This window comes from Mahella sp. (genome assembly GCF_020054945.1).
Classification (GTDB): Bacteria; Bacillota; Clostridia; order Mahellales; family Mahellaceae; genus Mahella.
Genome location: NZ_JAIHAU010000035.1, coordinates 1 through 17604, shown reverse-complemented (window position 1 = coordinate 17604; position 17604 = coordinate 1). Strand labels below are relative to the sequence as shown.

At 45.5% G+C, this 17604-nt stretch carries 22 protein-coding genes; all 22 read left to right on the top strand.

Going from position 1 to position 17604, the window contains the following annotated elements; translation table 11 throughout:
• The first annotated feature begins 182 nt into the window (after window positions 1-182).
• The 22 genes from hslV (at window position 183) to fliY (ending at window position 17514) form a co-directional block, all read left to right on the top strand.
• Complete coding sequence (gene hslV / locus JG770_RS07610; RefSeq protein WP_291957283.1) at window positions 183-713, top strand: ATP-dependent protease subunit HslV; 531 nt, start codon at window positions 183-185, stop codon at window positions 711-713.
• A gap of 4 nt (window positions 714-717) precedes the next feature.
• Complete coding sequence (gene hslU, locus JG770_RS07605) at window positions 718-2112, top strand: ATP-dependent protease ATPase subunit HslU (RefSeq protein ID WP_291957281.1); 1395 nt, start codon at window positions 718-720, stop codon at window positions 2110-2112.
• A gap of 17 nt (window positions 2113-2129) precedes the next feature.
• Entirely contained in the window at window positions 2130-2927 is a 798-nt protein-coding gene (gene codY / locus JG770_RS07600) for a GTP-sensing pleiotropic transcriptional regulator CodY (RefSeq protein WP_291957278.1), read from the top strand.
• A gap of 207 nt (window positions 2928-3134) precedes the next feature.
• Window positions 3135-3548 carry a flagellar basal body rod protein FlgB gene (flgB, locus tag JG770_RS07595; RefSeq protein WP_291957275.1) on the top strand — a complete coding sequence of 138 codons (414 nt, stop codon included), beginning with the start codon at window positions 3135-3137 and terminating at the stop codon, window positions 3546-3548.
• 5 nt (window positions 3549-3553) lie between these two features.
• Window positions 3554-3943, top strand: a complete 390-nt coding sequence (gene flgC / locus JG770_RS07590; protein ID WP_291957273.1) for a flagellar basal body rod protein FlgC — start codon at window positions 3554-3556, stop codon at window positions 3941-3943.
• 22 nt (window positions 3944-3965) lie between these two features.
• Window positions 3966-4265 (top strand): flagellar hook-basal body complex protein FliE, encoded by a 300-nt coding sequence (gene fliE, locus JG770_RS07585; protein ID WP_291957270.1) that lies wholly within the window; start codon window positions 3966-3968, stop codon window positions 4263-4265.
• Complete coding sequence (gene fliF, locus JG770_RS07580) at window positions 4262-5863, top strand: flagellar basal-body MS-ring/collar protein FliF (protein WP_291957266.1); 1602 nt, start codon at window positions 4262-4264, stop codon at window positions 5861-5863. The genes fliE and fliF overlap by 4 nt, the downstream gene beginning before the upstream one ends.
• A gap of 16 nt (window positions 5864-5879) precedes the next feature.
• Window positions 5880-6890 (top strand): flagellar motor switch protein FliG, encoded by a 1011-nt coding sequence (gene fliG / locus JG770_RS07575; RefSeq protein ID WP_291957264.1) that lies wholly within the window; start codon window positions 5880-5882, stop codon window positions 6888-6890.
• Window positions 6883-7623 carry a FliH/SctL family protein gene (locus JG770_RS07570; RefSeq protein WP_291957262.1) on the top strand — a complete coding sequence of 247 codons (741 nt, stop codon included), beginning with the start codon at window positions 6883-6885 and terminating at the stop codon, window positions 7621-7623. The genes fliG and JG770_RS07570 overlap by 8 nt, the downstream gene beginning before the upstream one ends.
• Window positions 7624-8931, top strand: coding sequence for a flagellar protein export ATPase FliI (gene fliI, locus JG770_RS07565; protein WP_363320965.1), 1308 nt, complete (start codon window positions 7624-7626; stop codon window positions 8929-8931).
• 12 nt (window positions 8932-8943) lie between these two features.
• Window positions 8944-9396 (top strand): flagellar export protein FliJ, encoded by a 453-nt coding sequence (gene fliJ, locus JG770_RS07560; RefSeq protein ID WP_291957258.1) that lies wholly within the window; start codon window positions 8944-8946, stop codon window positions 9394-9396.
• Window positions 9389-9946, top strand: a complete 558-nt coding sequence (locus JG770_RS07555; protein WP_291957257.1) for a hypothetical protein — start codon at window positions 9389-9391, stop codon at window positions 9944-9946. The genes fliJ and JG770_RS07555 overlap by 8 nt, the downstream gene beginning before the upstream one ends.
• A gap of 33 nt (window positions 9947-9979) precedes the next feature.
• A complete protein-coding gene (locus JG770_RS07550) occupies window positions 9980-11530 on the top strand; it encodes a flagellar hook-length control protein FliK (RefSeq protein WP_291957254.1) in 1551 nt (516 codons plus the stop codon).
• A gap of 18 nt (window positions 11531-11548) precedes the next feature.
• Entirely contained in the window at window positions 11549-11956 is a 408-nt protein-coding gene (locus JG770_RS07545; protein WP_291957251.1) for a flagellar hook capping FlgD N-terminal domain-containing protein, read from the top strand.
• Window positions 11946-12314, top strand: coding sequence for a TIGR02530 family flagellar biosynthesis protein (locus tag JG770_RS07540; protein ID WP_291957248.1), 369 nt, complete (start codon window positions 11946-11948; stop codon window positions 12312-12314). Before JG770_RS07545 ends, JG770_RS07540 begins: the two co-directional genes overlap by 11 nt.
• Window positions 12315-12402: 88 nt before the next feature.
• On the top strand, window positions 12403-13203 hold the full coding sequence (locus tag JG770_RS07535) for a flagellar hook-basal body complex protein (protein WP_291957244.1): 801 nt from the start codon (window positions 12403-12405) through the stop codon (window positions 13201-13203).
• An 82-nt stretch (window positions 13204-13285) separates the two neighbouring features.
• Window positions 13286-13525 (top strand): flagellar FlbD family protein, encoded by a 240-nt coding sequence (locus JG770_RS07530; RefSeq protein ID WP_291957241.1) that lies wholly within the window; start codon window positions 13286-13288, stop codon window positions 13523-13525.
• Window positions 13526-13569: 44 nt separating this feature from the next.
• Complete coding sequence (locus JG770_RS07525) at window positions 13570-14373, top strand: motility protein A (protein WP_291957239.1); 804 nt, start codon at window positions 13570-13572, stop codon at window positions 14371-14373.
• On the top strand, window positions 14366-15124 hold the full coding sequence (locus JG770_RS07520; RefSeq protein ID WP_291957236.1) for an OmpA family protein: 759 nt from the start codon (window positions 14366-14368) through the stop codon (window positions 15122-15124). The genes JG770_RS07525 and JG770_RS07520 overlap by 8 nt, the downstream gene beginning before the upstream one ends.
• Window positions 15125-15139: 15 nt before the next feature.
• A complete protein-coding gene (locus JG770_RS07515) occupies window positions 15140-15571 on the top strand; it encodes a flagellar basal body-associated FliL family protein (protein WP_291957233.1) in 432 nt (143 codons plus the stop codon).
• A 16-nt stretch (window positions 15572-15587) separates the two neighbouring features.
• Window positions 15588-16595 (top strand): flagellar motor switch protein FliM, encoded by a 1008-nt coding sequence (gene fliM, locus JG770_RS07510; protein WP_291957231.1) that lies wholly within the window; start codon window positions 15588-15590, stop codon window positions 16593-16595.
• Complete coding sequence (gene fliY / locus JG770_RS07505) at window positions 16588-17514, top strand: flagellar motor switch phosphatase FliY (protein WP_291957229.1); 927 nt, start codon at window positions 16588-16590, stop codon at window positions 17512-17514. Before fliM ends, fliY begins: the two co-directional genes overlap by 8 nt.
• The last annotated feature ends 90 nt before the right edge of the window (window positions 17515-17604 follow it).

Here is a 17604-nt window from a genome sequence, read left to right as displayed (position 1 = left end):
CCAGCTTCACAGCCGTAGCGAGGTATATATGTCAAGCCTATAGCGGGCGTAGGATTTATATCTTTGCAGGCGCTGAATTTGCCACATTACGAATTGCAGGGCCTAATATCGTCTATTGATAATCGAGCGGCATTGTGATAATATGTTCTCATCAGTAAAGCGAATATCGGAGGATTGTGTTTATGCTAAAAGGAACTACCATAGTAGCTGTAAAAAAAGACGGAAAGACTGCGGTGGCAGGAGACGGTCAGGTTACTATGGGCGAAAATACTATCATGAAACATCATGCCAGGAAGGTTAGACGGATATATAACAACGAGGTTGTTATCGGATTTGCAGGGTCGGTGGCCGATGCATTCACCCTGTCTGAGAGATTTGAAGATAAACTGCAGCAGCATAGCGGTAATCTATTAAGAGCAGCCGTAGAATTGGCGCAAGATTGGCGCAGCGATAAGGTTATGCGCAAACTGGAGGCCCTTATGATCGCTGCCGATAAAGAAAGAATGCTGGTTATATCGGGTAACGGAGAGGTTATAGAACCGGATGACAATGTGGCGGCCATAGGGTCAGGCGGCCCTTACGCATTGGCGGCCGGCAGAGCATTAGCCAATAACACCGATCTTTCGGCATCTGATATAGCATATAAGGCTCTTGAAATAGCGTCTTCCATATGCATTTATACTAATACCAATATCACTGTAGAAGAGGTATAAGCTCATGGAATATACACCTAAACAGATAGTAGAAGAATTAGATAAGTACATTATAGGGCAGCATAAGGCTAAAAAAGCCGTAGCTGTAGCGCTTAGGAATAGACATAGGCGTAATCTGCTCCCACTGGAGATGAGAGAAGAAATCATGCCGAAGAATATCATAATGATGGGTCCTACAGGTGTCGGTAAGACCGAGATCGCTCGCCGGCTGGCTAAATTGGTCAATGCACCTTTTATAAAGGTCGAAGCTACAAAGTATACAGAGGTAGGCTATGTAGGGCGTGATGTCGAATCCATGGTGAGGGATTTAGTGGAAGTGGCCATACGCATGGTAAAAAATCAGAAAATGTCCGAGGTGGCTGACAGGGCTAAGCAGCTTGCGGAAGAGCGCTTGCTGGACGTTTTATTGCCGCCGCGAAGGAAAAGAAACAGCGCCAAAAATCCGTTGGAGGCTTTTTTCGGCGGTCAGGATACCGATGATAAAGAAGATGAATATAGCGAAACGTTGGTTGATAATTCCGCCGATGGTCGGCTGCGCATGAAGGAAATGTTGGATGCAGGTGAGCTGGATGGCAGATATATAGAGATAGAAGTACAGGACAACGCCGTATCGGGTATGGGCATATTTTCAGCGATAGGTATGGATGATCTGGCCATAAACATGCAAGATATGTTCGGCAATTTATTTCCAAAAAAGATGAAAAAGAGAAGGGTCACTGTGAAAGAAGCCAGGCGTATTTTCGAACAGGAAGAAGCGCAAAAGCTCATAGATATGGACGAAGTGACCGAAGAGGCATTGAACAAGGCCGAGCAAGAGGGGATAATATTTATCGACGAATTGGATAAGGTGGCCGGCAGAGAAGGCGGCGCCGGGCCGGATGTATCCAGAGAGGGTGTTCAGAGGGACATATTGCCTATAGTGGAAGGTACCACGGTTATGACAAAATATGGGCCGGTCAAAACCGACTATATGCTGTTTATAGCGGCCGGGGCATTTCACATAGCCAAAGTATCGGATTTGATACCGGAGCTTCAAGGCCGTTTTCCCGTGTTGGTTCAGTTAGACAGCTTATCGCAACAAGACTTTAAGCAAATATTGACGCAACCTCAAAATGCCCTCATTAAACAATATAAAGCGTTGATGTCGGCCGATAATCTGGAGTTAGAGTTTACAGAAGATGCCATAGATGAAATAGCGCGCATGGCATATGTGATAAATGAAAATAATGAAAACATAGGGGCAAGGCGCCTTCATACAGTAATGGAGAAACTGCTCGAGGATATATCATATGAAATGCCAGTCAGCAGAGGCAATGAGATAATTGTGGATAAAGCGTATGTTCAAGGTGTTTTAAAAGGAACCGTTCAGGATAAAGATATAAGTAAATATATACTATGATAGATGGAGTTGATACCATGAGTATTCCGTTATTAGAGAAAACCAGGCGACTGAACAGCATACTTCAGAATTCAGATGCGCATTTTCTGTCATTTGCTGATATTTGTGCTTTGTTGAGCGAAGTATTGCAGTCCAATGTATACCTGGTAGACGATAAAGGAGCATTATTGGGCTATAAATTGATGGAAAATTTCAAATGTTCAGTAATAGAAGAGGAAATATTAAAGCAGAAGCGTTTTCCCAGCGATTACAGCAGAAAGCTCCTTCAATCACCGACAACTAAGGCTAATATTGCGCAACAGCACAATAGTTGTGTATTTGATCCGAGCATAGCGTGTCTCTTCCCAGGTAAACTGACTACCATAGTGCCTATAAATGGCGGAGGCCAGCGCCTTGGTACGCTGATATTCGCCAGATTCGGGAATAGATTTGAGGATGAAGACCTTATATTAGCCGAATACAGTGCTACCGTAGTGGGCATGGAGATAATGCGCAAACGTACCGAGCTTATAGAAGAAGAGGCCAGAAAGCGTGCTGTGATTGAATTGGCTATAAATGCCCTGTCGTATTCCGAATTGGAAGCTGTGGAGTCGATAGTGGATGAATTAAATGGGAAAGAGGGCCTCCTTATAGCCAGTAAAATAGCTGACAAAGTCGGGATTACGCGGTCGGTCATAGTAAACGCCTTGCGCAAGTTGGAGAGCGCGGGTATAATCGAGTCGCGTTCGCTGGGCATGAAGGGCACCTATATAAGAATATTGAACGAAGGGCTGCCTGATGAATTAAAGAAAAGAAAGTTGCAGGAGTTGATCTAAAGCGCTGTAGGCGCTTTTTTTATGCTTGACTTAAACGTAAAATTTGTCGAACAAATTACATGATAAATTTGGTAATATAGTCCTATTGTAGAAATCGGTCGATTTATTGTATACTGAATATGGTTTTGTTAAAAATACGTAAAAAAATGTTTCGTTTGCGTTAAAATATGATATAATGATGTAAAGAAAGTCAAAGGGGTGTGAGATATGAATTTTGTCGATGGAGAAACAGCTCAAATAGAGGTTTTGAGCAAAGCCCTGGATGGCTTATGGATGAGAAACCAGGTTATTTCAAACAATGTGGCCAATGTCGATACGCCCGGATTTAAGGCTTCTAAAGTTGCATTTGAGGACGCGTTAAAGGCAGCGGTGGATGATAACGCGTTTAAGGGTAAGGTTACAAATATCAAGCATATTCCCATAGGCACCTCGTCTGTGGCAGACGTACAACCTCAGGTTTTACAATCCCAAAATACATCTATGCGCATGGATGGGAATAATGTAGACATCGATTTAGAAATGGCTGATTTGGCCAAGACCACCATCGCTTATAATGCCGTTATTCAAAAAATGACCAAAGAATTTCAAATGTTGCGTTCAGCCATAAATGGAGGTAGGTGATAATCATGGGTATGTTCAATGCTATAGATAACAGCGCTTCGGGCCTGACGGCGCAGCGCCTCCGCATGGATATAATATCGCAGAATATAGCCAACGTCAATACCACGCGTACGCCCGAAGGCGGTCCGTATGTGCGCCAGATGCCGCTTTTCTCTCAATCAGCATCAGGAATGGTACAGGTGCAGGCTATAGTACCCGATCCCAGGCCATTTAAATTGACGTATGATCCTTCACACCCGGATGCCGATCAAAATGGCTACGTACTTATGCCCAATGTGGATGTGACAGAGGAAATGGTGGATATGGTATCGGCCACACGATCATATGAGGCCAATGTAACGGTTATAGACGCCGCAAAAAATATGGCTATGCGGGCCATAGATATAGCGAGATAAGAAGAAAGGAGAGGATTGAAATATGCCTGTCAACCCTATTTCTATAAATACTACCATAGGTACCGGCAATATTTCGTCTGCCAACTCGGCTAAAGCCGGTGAAGTGGATTTCAAGGATTTATTGTCGGAGTCGATGGATAAGCTCAATTCCATTATACAGGATAGCAACGCGGCAGGTGAGGCTCTGGCTACCGGTAGCATAGATGATATACATAGCGCGATGATAGCGGCTGAAAAAGCCGATCTGGCATTGCAGTTTACCATACAGATAAGAAATAAAATAATAGATGCATATAATGAAATTATGCATATGCAGATATGATGGTTAAAGATACTTTTTCTAATATGCGCAAGCAGCTCAACGAATTCTGGCAGGGTTTAACCCCCGCGCAGAAAAATCGCATAATAATAGCGGCGGTGCTTATCATAGCCGGCATTGCGATCACCGGGGCAGTATTGGGGCGCCAGCAATACACTGTATTGTATAGCGGCTTGGATATAAAGGAGGCTGGTGAAATAACGCAAAAGCTGGATGAGATGGGTGTACCATGGCGAGCTGCCGCTGGAGGAACAGCTATAGAAGTGCCTAAAGGCCAGGATGCAAAGATAAGGATGCAGCTGGCCACCGAGGGTATACCCAAGACCGGCGGCAACTACGATTTGTTTATGCAAAGCTCTGCCTTCGGTACCACCGACTATAAGGAGCAAAAACTCTACATATTTCAGCAGCAGGAGCGCCTGCAGGAATCCATTATGACCATACAAGGCGTAGACCAGGCAGTGGTAAACATAAGCGTGCCGGAGGAGGATTCCTTTGTGCTAAAAGAGGATGTTCAACCGGCCACAGCATCGGTATTGCTCAAGCTGTCTCCCGGCGTTGAGATGAAATCGGCCCAGGTGAGCGGTATTCAACAATTGGTGGCCAAAAGTGTGATAGGATTGCAACCTGAGAATGTCACTGTAATCGATGATCAGGCTAATATATTGAGCGTAGAGAAAAAAGAAGACGATATTGCCACAGCCGACCAACAAGTAGATCTTGAGAAGAAGGTGCAGGACGAGCTGCAGCAGGAGCTCCTACAGCTATTAGAGCCTATATTTGGCCATAAAAAAGTGGTGGTAGGAGTAGGGGTGCAACTGGATTTCGATAAACGTTCTTCGGAGAGCATACAATGGCAACCGGTTCTCGATGATGAGGGTATAGCCGTAAGCATGCAGACCATAAAGGAAAGCATGGTCAATATGCCTGCCGGAGAAGTGCCAGGTACTGCTACAAATGGAGCTGATACGGGAGGTGGTACCCCTCTTCCTAATGGAGATAATACACAGAATAATCCTAATGGTTATCCAGCAACCAATCAAGCCAATTCGGAATACAACAAAGAAGAGAACACGATAAATTATGAGGTAAATCAGTTGAAGCAGCAGGTAGAAGAGGCGCAGGGCAAACTCAAAAGCATGACGATATCGGTAGTGGTAGATGGAGAAAATATAAGCGAACAGGTTCGCCAGCAGGTGCAGTCGGTAGTAGCAGGCGCAGCCGGCATAGACGCCCAATATGTAACCGTCCAGGCTATGCCTTTCTCAGTCGCGTCATTGCAAGAGGATATAAACAATGCGCTGAATGCCTCCCAGCAGCAGAAACAAGCCGAGAACATGAGGAATATTATGTTAGGCTTGATAGCCGCTGCTGTAGTGGGTGCAGCAGTGTTTATAGCTGTTAGAGCAACAAATGCACGAAGAAGAGCTGCCGAGACAGAGATGGCCGAAGCTGCAGTTCCGGAGGGGGTATCGATAGAAGAGATACCGATGGAATCGGAGGATGAGCATACCAAGATAAAGCAGCAAATAGAGAAATTAGTGGATCAAAAGCCAGACGTAGTAGCGCAACTGTTGAGAACATGGCTTAATGAAGAATGAAGGTGGATGATGGATTATGGCAGGTAGAACCGGCATTTCCGGCAAAGAGAAAGCTGCTATACTTATTATAGCCTTAGGGCCGGAGAAAGCTGCTAAAGTATACAAGCATCTACGAGAAGAGGAAATAGAGCAGTTAACCCTCGGTATAGCCAATGTAAATAAGGTAACCCAGGAAGAGAAAGACAAAATAGTAGAAGAATTTTATCAGATATGCTTGGCACAAAACTATATAAGCGAGGGCGGCATAGGCTATGCGAGGGAGGTACTGGAGAAAGCATTAGGCAATCAAAAGGCTTTGGACTTGATAAACAAACTCACGTCGTCTCTTCAGGTTAGGCCGTTCGATATGGTGCGGCGCACCGATCCCAATCAACTGCTCAATCTTATACAGGGAGAGCATCCTCAAGCTATAGCATTGGTGCTGTCATACCTGCGTCCACAGCAGGCCGCGGCTATTCTTTCCGCACTGCCGTCTGACAAGCAGGTTGATGTAGCCATGCGGATTGCACAGATGGATAGGACATCGCCGGATATAATAAAAGAAGTGGAGCGTATACTAGAAAGAAAATTATCATCGGTGGCAATGACCGATTATACCTCCGCAGGTGGCATACAGGCCGTAGTAGAGATACTCAATGCGGCCGACCGCGGTACTGAGAAGAATATTTTAGAGACGCTCGATGTCAAAAACCCCGAATTGGCCGATGAGATAAAGAAACGCATGTTCGTATTTGAGGACATAGCTGCTATGGATAACCGTTCCATACAGAGGTTCTTGAGAGAAATCGACAACAATCAGTTGGCGTTGGCGCTAAAAGGCGCCAGCGAGGATGTGGCCAATGTATTGTTCAACAATATGTCCAAACGTATGCAGGATATGATTAAAGAGGATATGCAGTTTATGGGTCCGGTCAGGCTCCGTGATGTAGAGGAGGCCCAACAAGCTATAGTAAACGTCATAAGGAAACTTGAAGATGCCGGCGAAATAGTTATTTCACGCGGCGGAGGGGATGAGATCATTGTCTAAAGTTTATAAAGACGGGAATGTGCAGCTTTATTATTCTTCTCCTTACGTATTGGAAGATATAATGATATCTGTACATAAGGAACAGGTTGGCCAAGAAGAGCATGCACCGGATAACGATGTGCCGGTTGATACTATTTTAGAAGAGGCCGGCCGGCGGGCAGAAAGCATAATAAAAGAGGCTGAGAGCGAGGCCAAAGCATTGCAGCAGCAGATTTTTGAGAGCGCTCGTAAGGATGGCTATGACAGGGGTTATAATGATGGCTATAAAGATGGATTGCAAGCCGGGCGCAGCCAATACGATGATATGATAGCCGAAGCTCGGCATATGGTCGATGACGCTCGAAAAGAGAAAGATAAGGCCATGCGTGATGCTGAGAGAGAGTTGGTGGAATTGGCCATAAGCATAGCCAAAGAGGTATTGGAACACGAAATAAGCGTTGATAGGGACACTATAGTATATCTGGCTAAGAAGGCTTTAAAGCGCTGTTATTATAGCGATGGCATAACTATTAGAGTGCGCGATGAGGATTATGGAACGCTGATAGAGCATCTAACCGATTTTACATCGGCCAAAGGCGAGAATGTGAATATTACAATATTGAAAGACGCGGCCATAGATGAAGGCACGTGCTTAATAGATACGCCGACAGGTACCATTGATGCCAGCATAGATACGCAAATGGATATAATAGCCGCTAAACTAAGGTCATTGTCTAAGGCGGTGAACGGATAAGTGATATCGCTTGACAAGTATAAAGAGGCGATTAAAAATATTGACTCAATAGAATACAGGGGAGCGGTTTCGCGTCTGACCGGCCTTACAATAGAGGCTGACGGGCCGGGTGTGGAAATAGGCCGTTTGTGCAGGATATTATCGCAGGATGGTTCGATTTCTACAATAGCCGAGGTCGTCGGTTTCAGAGAAGAACGCATTCTGCTCATGCCGCTGGGCAATGTTAAAGGCATCGGCCCGGGTAGTACTGTCATTGCCATGAATACCTCGCTTACGGTACCGGTGGGTCCCGGCTTATTAGGACGGGTATTGGACGGGTTAGGGCGGCCTATGGATGCGGCAGGGCCGTTGAACACTGATACGTATTATGATGTGGAAAAAGATCCGCCTGATCCGATGGTCCGCCGGCGCATATGCGACCCTATCGTATTGGGCATAAAAGCGGTAGACGGTCTTTTCACGTGCGGATACGGGCAAAGGATGGGTGTATTTGCGGGCAGCGGCGTGGGTAAAAGCACGCTCATGGGTATGATGGCGCGTTATGCATCAGCGGATGTGAATGTGATAGCGCTGGTAGGAGAGCGTGGCAGAGAGGTGAAGGAATTCATAGAAAAAGATCTGGGAGATGGGCTGACCCGTTCGGTGCTCGTAGTAGCCACATCGGATCAATCCCCTCTTATCAGGACTAAAGCCGCATTTGTGGCTACTGCAATAGCCGAGTACTTTAGGGATCAAGGGCGCAACGTGTTGTTGATGATGGATTCGCTTACAAGATTCGCTATGGCCCAACGCGAGGTCGGCTTGGCTATAGGTGAACCCCCCGTATCGCGTGGTTATACGCCATCGGTATTTGCCACCATGCCAAGGCTGTTGGAACGAGCAGGGACATCGGATAAAGGCAGCATTACCGGTATATATACCGTGCTGGTAGACGGCGATGATTTTAACGAACCTGTCACCGATAACGCGCGCAGTATATTGGATGGCCATATAGTATTATCCAGAGAATTAGCTAATCGAAACCACTATCCGTCTATAGATGTATTGGCAAGCGTCAGCAGGGTCATGCCTGATGTCGTAACCGACAGGCATATGACGTTGGCATCTCAGATAAAAAAGATCATGGCTGTGTATAAGGGAGCCGAGGATCTTATAAATATAGGCGCTTATGTAAGAGGGAGCAGCCGGGATATAGACTATGCGATAGACCATATAGATGATATAAATGCTTTTTTACAGCAGCCTGTGGGACAAGCCTTCAGTTTGCCGGAGGTATTGTCAATGATGGAAAATATTATAAACGGATAGCGCAGGTGAATTATGAAACGCTTTAGTTTTAGATTACAGAGCGTACTGAATTATAGGGGACAATTAGAAAAAGATTTAGAGGACAGGCTGGCGTTGAAAAACAAGGAACTTTTGGAACAACGCGCTAATGTCGACACCTTAAAACGATATAATGATTGGATATGCGATGAGTTGGAAAGCAATCTGCAGGCTGGATGCGATGCTAATACGGCCAGGATATACGGCGATTATATTAAGAAGCTGGGTATGGATATAAAGGATCAGCAGCGCTGCTTGGCGAAGCTCCAATATGAAGCGGATAATATACGAGCGCAGCTTATAAAAGCGGCTCAGGATGAAAAAATACTATCGACATTGCGAGGTAAATATTGGGAAACATATGTGCATGAATTTTATCATGAGGAGGAGAAGGTTATAGATAACGTCTTATCCCACAAGTATTTTGAGGAGAGAGAAAATGCCTGAAAATAACGGCGGCAGATCGGCTTTGCCCATAGTTCTGGCTATAATATTCATTTTATTGGCGGTATTTGAGGCGGCTATAATATTTAATATAGCGGGCATTAGGGAGATGATATCGACTGTTCCGTTTATAGGACCTGTAATAAATGGTCCGGAGCTAGAAGCCAAAGCCGCTATAGAAGAGCAGACGGCGGCGTTAAACAAAAAAGATGCCGATTTAAAAGCAAAAGAAACATTGCTTGCAAATAAAGAAGCCGAACTGGAAAAACGCCAAAAGACGGTGGATGACAAGGAAAAACAATTGGCGCAAAAGGAACAGGAACTGGCGGCCAAAGAGGCCGAATTGAACAGCAGACAAATGGCTATAGCCGATATGGCTAAAATGTATGAGAGCATGGATGCCAAACAGGCAGCCGCTATATTGTCTGCGGTGGATAATGACGGCCTTATAATAGATATATTGAAAGGGATGAAAGAGGATAAAGCGGCTGCTATATTGGCGCAAATGGAATCAAAAAGAGCGGCGGAACTGACAAAGATTATGCAGCCGTAGACGACAGATTAGCCTTGAAAGGAGGTGATGAAAATGATGATATCTCAGGTGATAAATGATCTGGTATTGCAAACGCAAAATGCAACAAGCGTAGCGAGCTCGCCTGGTTCATCGGATAACAAGGGTATTGCTTTCTTAGATTTGCTGGCCGCATTATCAAGCCGACAGGTGGCAGACGATAAAAAGCCTAAACCGGACGATACAGTAAATGCTATAATCGCCGGCTTAATGGTTATGTCAGATGCCATGCTTGCAAATAATTCGGAGATGGGCATGGCGGATCTGGATAACAGCGGTCTTGCCGATGTGGAATTCAATGCCGACAGTGGTCTATCGCTAGGCGATGGCTTATTGTATGGGATGATAAAGGCCGGTGATGCCGACCTGCAAGGTGCTATCAGGAGCATGACCGCTCGGCAGGAGGGTGCAATAGAAGATGATATCAGCGTTAGCCCTGCTGCAAACGAGAAACAAACGGATAAGCCGGATGACGGCAGTTTGTATCGATTGGTACAGGCGCTGGGTGATAGCGATGTTGGTGTGCTATACGATATTGTTAATAGCCTTATTGGCCATCATGAAGGTGCGGCCGTTGAACCGACGATCGATGGTGCCGCCGCAAAACTCGCCGCACTGATAGAGAAAGCCAAGCTCCCGACATTCTTTGAATTGAATGAACCCGGCGTCAGGGTTGCGACGTATGGTGAGCATGCAGATAAGCCCGGTGAAAGCAACTTAGATCGGTTATTGCAAGCGCTGGAGCAAAAGGGCGTCAATATAGCCGATGTAAAGCCGAAGCTGGTAATGCTAAGCAATACCGCGCGTGCTCCTGCCGAATTTGGGAGCGCTGTAAATGAAGGTTCGCAAAGCTTAGCTGCGTCAGGTGACGTTATATCGGCAAAGGCATCCCATAATATAACAGAACCATTATCAGTGGCTGCCGAAGATAATATGGAGATTAAGCACGATATGAATGTCGGAGATGTCGAAAGCGCGGAACAGGATTTACCCGACAGCCGTCAGCTATCCGACTCGACCATCGGCAAGGTAATCGATATCGCCTTTAATAAGGCAAACCATGCCGGTATGCCTTCTAATGATATAATCGGTATCGACGCGCAAAAGATGGATGTACCGTTGAAAGATGCTGCGGATACAATAATCGATGAGCTGCAACGATATTTGTCAGCCAATAAACAGCCGGCATCGGGTGGTAAAATGATATTTCAGCTCCAGCCCGAGAATATGGGCCGTATAGCTGTAGAAATGCAATATGCGGACGGCAGATTAAGCGCTCACATAATAGCCGATACTTCGGCGGCATATCAGATTATAGATAGCAGTATGAATCAATTGCAGCAAGTCGTGCAGCGCAGCGGATTTGATTCAGCGCAGCTTACTCTGACATTGAGCCAGCATAATATGCAAGAAACATGGAGCAATAGCAGCGGTTGGACAGAGCGGCATCAATATAGCGGTAGTAATTATCCGGAGTCGTCGGCTTTTAATGAACCAATGCATTACGGCACAGAAAAGCTGTGGGATGTATGGGATGAACACAGCAGCATAAATCAATATGTATGAAAAGGCAGGTGAAAGACGATGTATGTGAGTTCGATCAATACTATGAGCAGTGCGCAGGCCAGTACGGTTATAAATAAATCAGCTAAGTTGGGACAGGACGATTTTTTGAAGTTATTGGCCGTACAGATGCAGAATCAAAATCCTTTGGACCCGATGGACGACAAGGCTTTTATAGCACAGATGGCTCAGTTCAGCTCATTAGAGCAGATGCAGAATATGAGTGCCAATCTGAGCATGGCACAGGCTGTGGCAATGATAGGTAAAGAGGTATATGCAACGATGCCGACAGAAGACGGAGCACAACAGCAGATAAGCGGCGTAGTGGACAGCGTTAAGTTCAGCAATGGGCAAGCGATATTGACCGTAGGCGCTGTCGATGTGCCGTTGGAGAATGTGACAGAAGTAAGGGATAGCAATGAGCAATGAGATATATCTAAACCCTTATGTCTGGTCGCCGCCTGCGGAAAAAGCCAATAATCAAAAGCCGGTCCGACAAGATGCTTCATTTGATGATGTGCTGAAGGGTAAGCTGGATATAAAGCTTTCCAAACATGCCGAACAGCGCATCAAAGATAGAAATATAAATTTGACCGGCGAGGATGCTGACAAACTCAACCAAGCGGTAGCCAGAGCACAGGCAAAAGGCATAAAATCGTCGCTGATATTGATGCAGGATAAAGCCTTTATAGTCAGCGTGAGCAGTAATACCATAATAACGGCTGTAGACAAGCAGCATTTAGCGGATAGTATCTTTACAAACATAGACGGCGCTGTAATAATATGAGCTGGACCTTTTCAGGGGGCTCTGCTACCTTGAGCGAGGGAGAGGATGCTTTCAGCGCTGAATAAAACCTGAGGAGGATGTATTTATTATGATGAGATCAATGTTTTCTGGTGTATCCGGTTTGAGAGTACACCAGACAAGGATGGATGTTATAGGCAATAACATAGCCAACGTCAATACCGTTGGCTTCAAAAGCAGCCGCGTTACCTTTCAGGATGTATTCAATCAGACCATAAAGACCGGTTCGGCGCCTGGTGTGTTGGGCGGCACAAATCCACAGCAGATTGGATTGGGCGCTGCCGTGGGCGCCATAGATGTCCTGCATACCCCCGGCGGTATAGAAAGAACCGATAATCCTTTGGATCTGGCCATAAACGGCGACGGTTTCTTTGTGGTAAACGACGGTACCGCCACTTACTACACCAGAGCGGGTAATTTCCATCTCGATGCGGCCGGCAATCTTGTTACACCAGATGGCATGTATGTGCAATCGACGGCTGGCGGCAATATTACAATAGACCCGACATTATATGTCTCTGTAGTCATAGACAAGACCGGCCAGATAAGCGGTATTCAAGCGGATGGTACCGTAGTTCCTTTAGACATCGTTGGCTTAGCTAAATTTGTAAACCCTGGTGGTCTCGAAAAGATAGGCCAGAACATGTATAGGGAAACCATAAGCTCGGGGCCGCCTGCGGGAGCTGGCGTAGTGCAACCAGGCCAAGATGGTACCGGCTATTTGACGCCCGGTGCTTTGGAGATGTCGAATGTTGACCTTTCGCGTGAGCTCACCGACATGATAATCACCGAAAGGGGATTCCAAGCCAATTCCCGGGTGATAACCACTTCGGATGAAATGCTCCAGGAATTGGTCAACCTGAAACGTTAGCATGATTTAACTTATCCGGCGTTCAGCAGAATGGCTGGGCGCCGGCACATCCCGCTTTGGGTTAGAAAGGTGGCATGCATATATGATAAAACTCACAAGGCTTAACGGTAAAGAATTTGTCGTCAACGACGACCTTATAGAGATGATGGAGGCTACCCCCGATACGGTAATAACCATGACCAACGGCAGCAAGATAGTGGTGAGCGAATCGGTGGACGAGGTCATAAAACGCATAATCGCTTTTAGGCGAATGGCAGGCTATCATAGCGTTGCCGATTTCAGCATTAACGAAAATGAAATTGATCGGAAGGGGGTTATGTGAAACCCTGTTTATAGCAGTACATAAACAGGGCGCACACTATAATTATGGATATAGCTACAATAGCCGGTCTGATAGCGGGCATAGCGTTTATCGCTATAGGTATACTGTTGAATGCAAGTTTGCTTACATACTATGACCTGCCGTCTATAATGATAACGCTGGGCGGTACCATTGCCTCGACGCTCATATCATACCCGTTGACCAATGTATTTAATACGCTAGGCATAATAAAAAATGTTTTTTTTGTAAAAAAGCAGAACCCTAAAGATATAATGGACATAATACTTAATATGGCCAATACGGCTAGAAGAGAGGGATTGCTGGCGCTGGAAGAGGCGGCTTATCAATTGGATGATCCCTTTATGCGCAAGGGCATATTGCTCGTAGTGGACGGCACCGATCCGGAACTGGTAAAGAATATAATGGAGACCGAACTTAATTACATTGAAGAGAGGCACAAGCAAGGATGGGGTATCTTGGAATCGATGGGCAATTATGCTCCGGCTTTCGGTATGATAGGCACTTTGATAGGCCTTATAAATATGCTGAAAAACCTCAATGATCCTGATACTATAGGCCCTAATATGGCCGTTGCCATAATAACGACATTCTATGGATCGGTTTTGGCTAACCTGATTTTTCTGCCCATGGCTCAAAAGCTTAAGGTACGCAGCGCCGAAGAGATGCTGTTGAAGGAGCTCGTATTGGAGGGCGTATTATCCATACAAGCGGGAGAAAACCCTAGGATCATAGAGGAGAAACTGAAAGCTTTCTTACCACCCAGGTTATTGTCAGTGGCCGAGCAAGAGGTGGAGCAGCAACGGGAAGAAGCGCTGAATAATGGCTAGGAAGCGCGGCAACGACGAAGGAAACAAATCGCCGTCGTGGCTCACTACATATGGCGATATGATGTCGCTCCTGCTAATATTCTTTATATTTCTATTTTCCTTTTCCAATATAGACGCGCAGAAGTTTAAGGCAATGGTGGCGTCGCTGCAGGCCAGCCTCGGCGTATTGGAGGGCGGCCGCAGCATGAGCAGCGCACCGGCCACCGGTGGCGATGTGGGGCAGGATTTGGAGCAGAGAACGAACGAACCGCAGGATGAGTTCGAGGCATTGTATGAGGATATGCAAAGGTATATACAACAGAACAATATATCGGCTACCGTAGAGATGACCGAAAATAAGATGGAAATATTGCTGAGGTTTAAGGACAATGTGCTGTTCGAGTCCGGGAAAGCCGATATCATACCGAGCGCATTACCGGTATTGAATAATATAGCCGGTGTGCTAAAAACGTATCAGGAACAAATAGGCGGCGTCAGGATAGAAGGACATACCGACAACGTACCCATACATACCGTCATGTTTCCATCGAATTGGGAACTGTCCACAGCACGCGCTGTAACGGTGTTGCGCTATTTTGTGGAGCAGCAGCGTTTGCCTCCTGAGATGCTGTCGGCCGTAGGGTATGGCGAATATCATCCGGTGGCGACCAATGATACAATAGAAGGCAGGGCTAAAAACAGGCGGGTGGACATCGTTATAACGCGCACATGGATCCCAGAGGAAATAAATAGCAATATAAATCCGCAATGAAAGGATGGATAAATATTGACCAAAAACAACAAGCTGCTTTTGTGGATAACCATGATAGTTGTATTGGCGGCGGCTGCACTAATAGCATACTATATGACATCTTCCAGCAATGCTAACGGACAGGATATCACAGCAAATAAGACGGAAATTTTCATGCCCACCGTTAAGGATGGCAGTTTTGTGACTAACTTGAAGGATAGCAGACACTTTTTAAAAGTTACCATGGTCATAGAGGTGGCTAACGGCGCCATATTAGACGAATTTACCAGCAAAGACTATATGGTCAATGATATAATAGTATCGGTGTTAAGCAACAAGACCGATGAAGAAGCAGCAGCGGATGGTTTTCAGTCCAAACTGAAGAATGAGATAATATCAGCTCTAAATAAGAAGTTTGGCGAAGGAGCTGTGGTAAACATATATTTCAATGAATTTGTAATTCAATAGTAAGGGGTGGCCTATATTGGCGGATGTACTGTCGCAAGATGAAATAGATCAATTGCTTCAGGCGTTAAATACCGGCGAGCTAAGCGTAAGCGACATAATGGAGCAAACTGATGAGGAAAAGAAAATACGCGTATACGATTTCAGGCGTCCTAATAAGTTTTCAAAAGAGCAACTCCGCACATTGGAAATATTACACGAAAATTTTTGTCGTTATTTATCGTCTTATCTGGCTGGTTTTCTGCGCATATATTGTCAAGTGAATATAGTATCGGTAGAGGAGCTTACCTATTATGAATTTATGAATTCCTTACCCGAACCGGTCGTATTGGGTATAATGGATTTCCAACCTATGGATGGTAAAATAGTGGTCGAGATAGCTCCGAATATAGCTTATGCTGTGATCGATAGGGTTTTAGGTGGCTCAGGTCGTGTAACCGAAGAAATGACGACGTTTTCCGAGATAGAGCTAGCGCTTATGGAGCGCATATTAAGGCAGATAGGCACCCTTCTTCAGGAATCGTGGGTCAACGTGGCCGCTGTAACGCCTAAACTCGAGCGCATAGAGACCAATGCTCAATTCGCTCAAATAATAGCGCCGAACGAAACAGCTGCGCTGGTTACACTTATGTTAAAGGTGGGCGATGTGGAGGGCATGGTTAATATATGCATACCCCATGTTACCATAGAGCCTATAAGCGATGAGCTTACGACAAGATTTTGGTTCTCAAATGAGAAAAAAGAAAAAACGGAGCTGGATGAAGCTTCATTTAATGTTTTGCGCAAGCGCATAGAGAGCGTGCAGATACCTATAAGGGCTATATTAGGGGAAAGCACAATAAGCGTAGGCGATTTTATGCAGTTGAGCCCTGGCGATATAATACAGCTTGATGAAAGGGTTGATAATCACGTTAAAGTGATGGTGGGCAATATAACGAAATTTTACGGTAAACCTGGATTAAGGCATAACCATATGGCAGTGAAAATAACCGAAGTGATTTATCAAGAGGAGGATACCGATGAGTGATATACTATCCCAGGAAGAGATAGATGCTTTGCTGCGAGGCCAGCAATCCAATTCTACGAATAGCGGCGACGATGCCTTGACGGACGTAGAGAAAGATGCGCTGGGTGAAATAGGTAATATAAGCATGGGGACGGCAGCTACTACGCTTTCTACTCTTTTACGAAATAAAGTTGTGATAACCACTCCAAGGGTGGATATTACGACTATGGCCGAATTGGGCAAAGAATACCCCATACCGTTTGTAGCCGTTGAGGTAAAGTACACGCATGGGCTGGAAGGGGTAAATCTGTTGATATTAAAAGAAGACGATGTAAAACTGATAACCGACCTTATGATGGGAGGTGATGGCACCAATGTATCAGGTGATATAAGCGAGCTGCATCTTAGCGCTATAGGGGAGGCTATGAACCAGATGGTCGGATCATCGGCCACATCGCTTTCCACGATGTTCGATAAGAGCATAAATATATCCCCTCCGAGGGCATTTGTCATTGATTTTACCGATGAATCCCCTTACGATGCTTTTGATTCCAATGAGCCTTTGGTTCGTATAGCGTTCAGTATGGAGATAGGCACATTGTTGAAAAGCGAGATGATGCAGTTGCTGCCTATAGATTTTGCTAAAGAATTGGTAAATAATCTGCTCGGTGGCGCACCGAACGCTCCAGACAATGAACCGTTGCAGAAACAAGAAGAAGCTCAAGCGCCTCCGATCGAGCCTAAAAAGCCGGAAATTAAACAAACCGTTGTAAATAAAACAGAACCAGAAAAAGCCGTTAAGGCTCAACCGGTAGTATTCCAACAATTAAATGATGAAACGCCTGAGGCATTGCAAGGAGCTAACATAGATCTTATAATGGATATACCGTTGCAGGTCACAGTAGAACTCGGCCGGACTAAAAAAACAGTAAAGAGCTAATTGCGTTGTTTGAAAAGGCGGATAAATAGCGTTTTAGCAGGTATAGGAGAAAATATTTTACCCCATGCACATGCCTAAAATTAGCGTGGT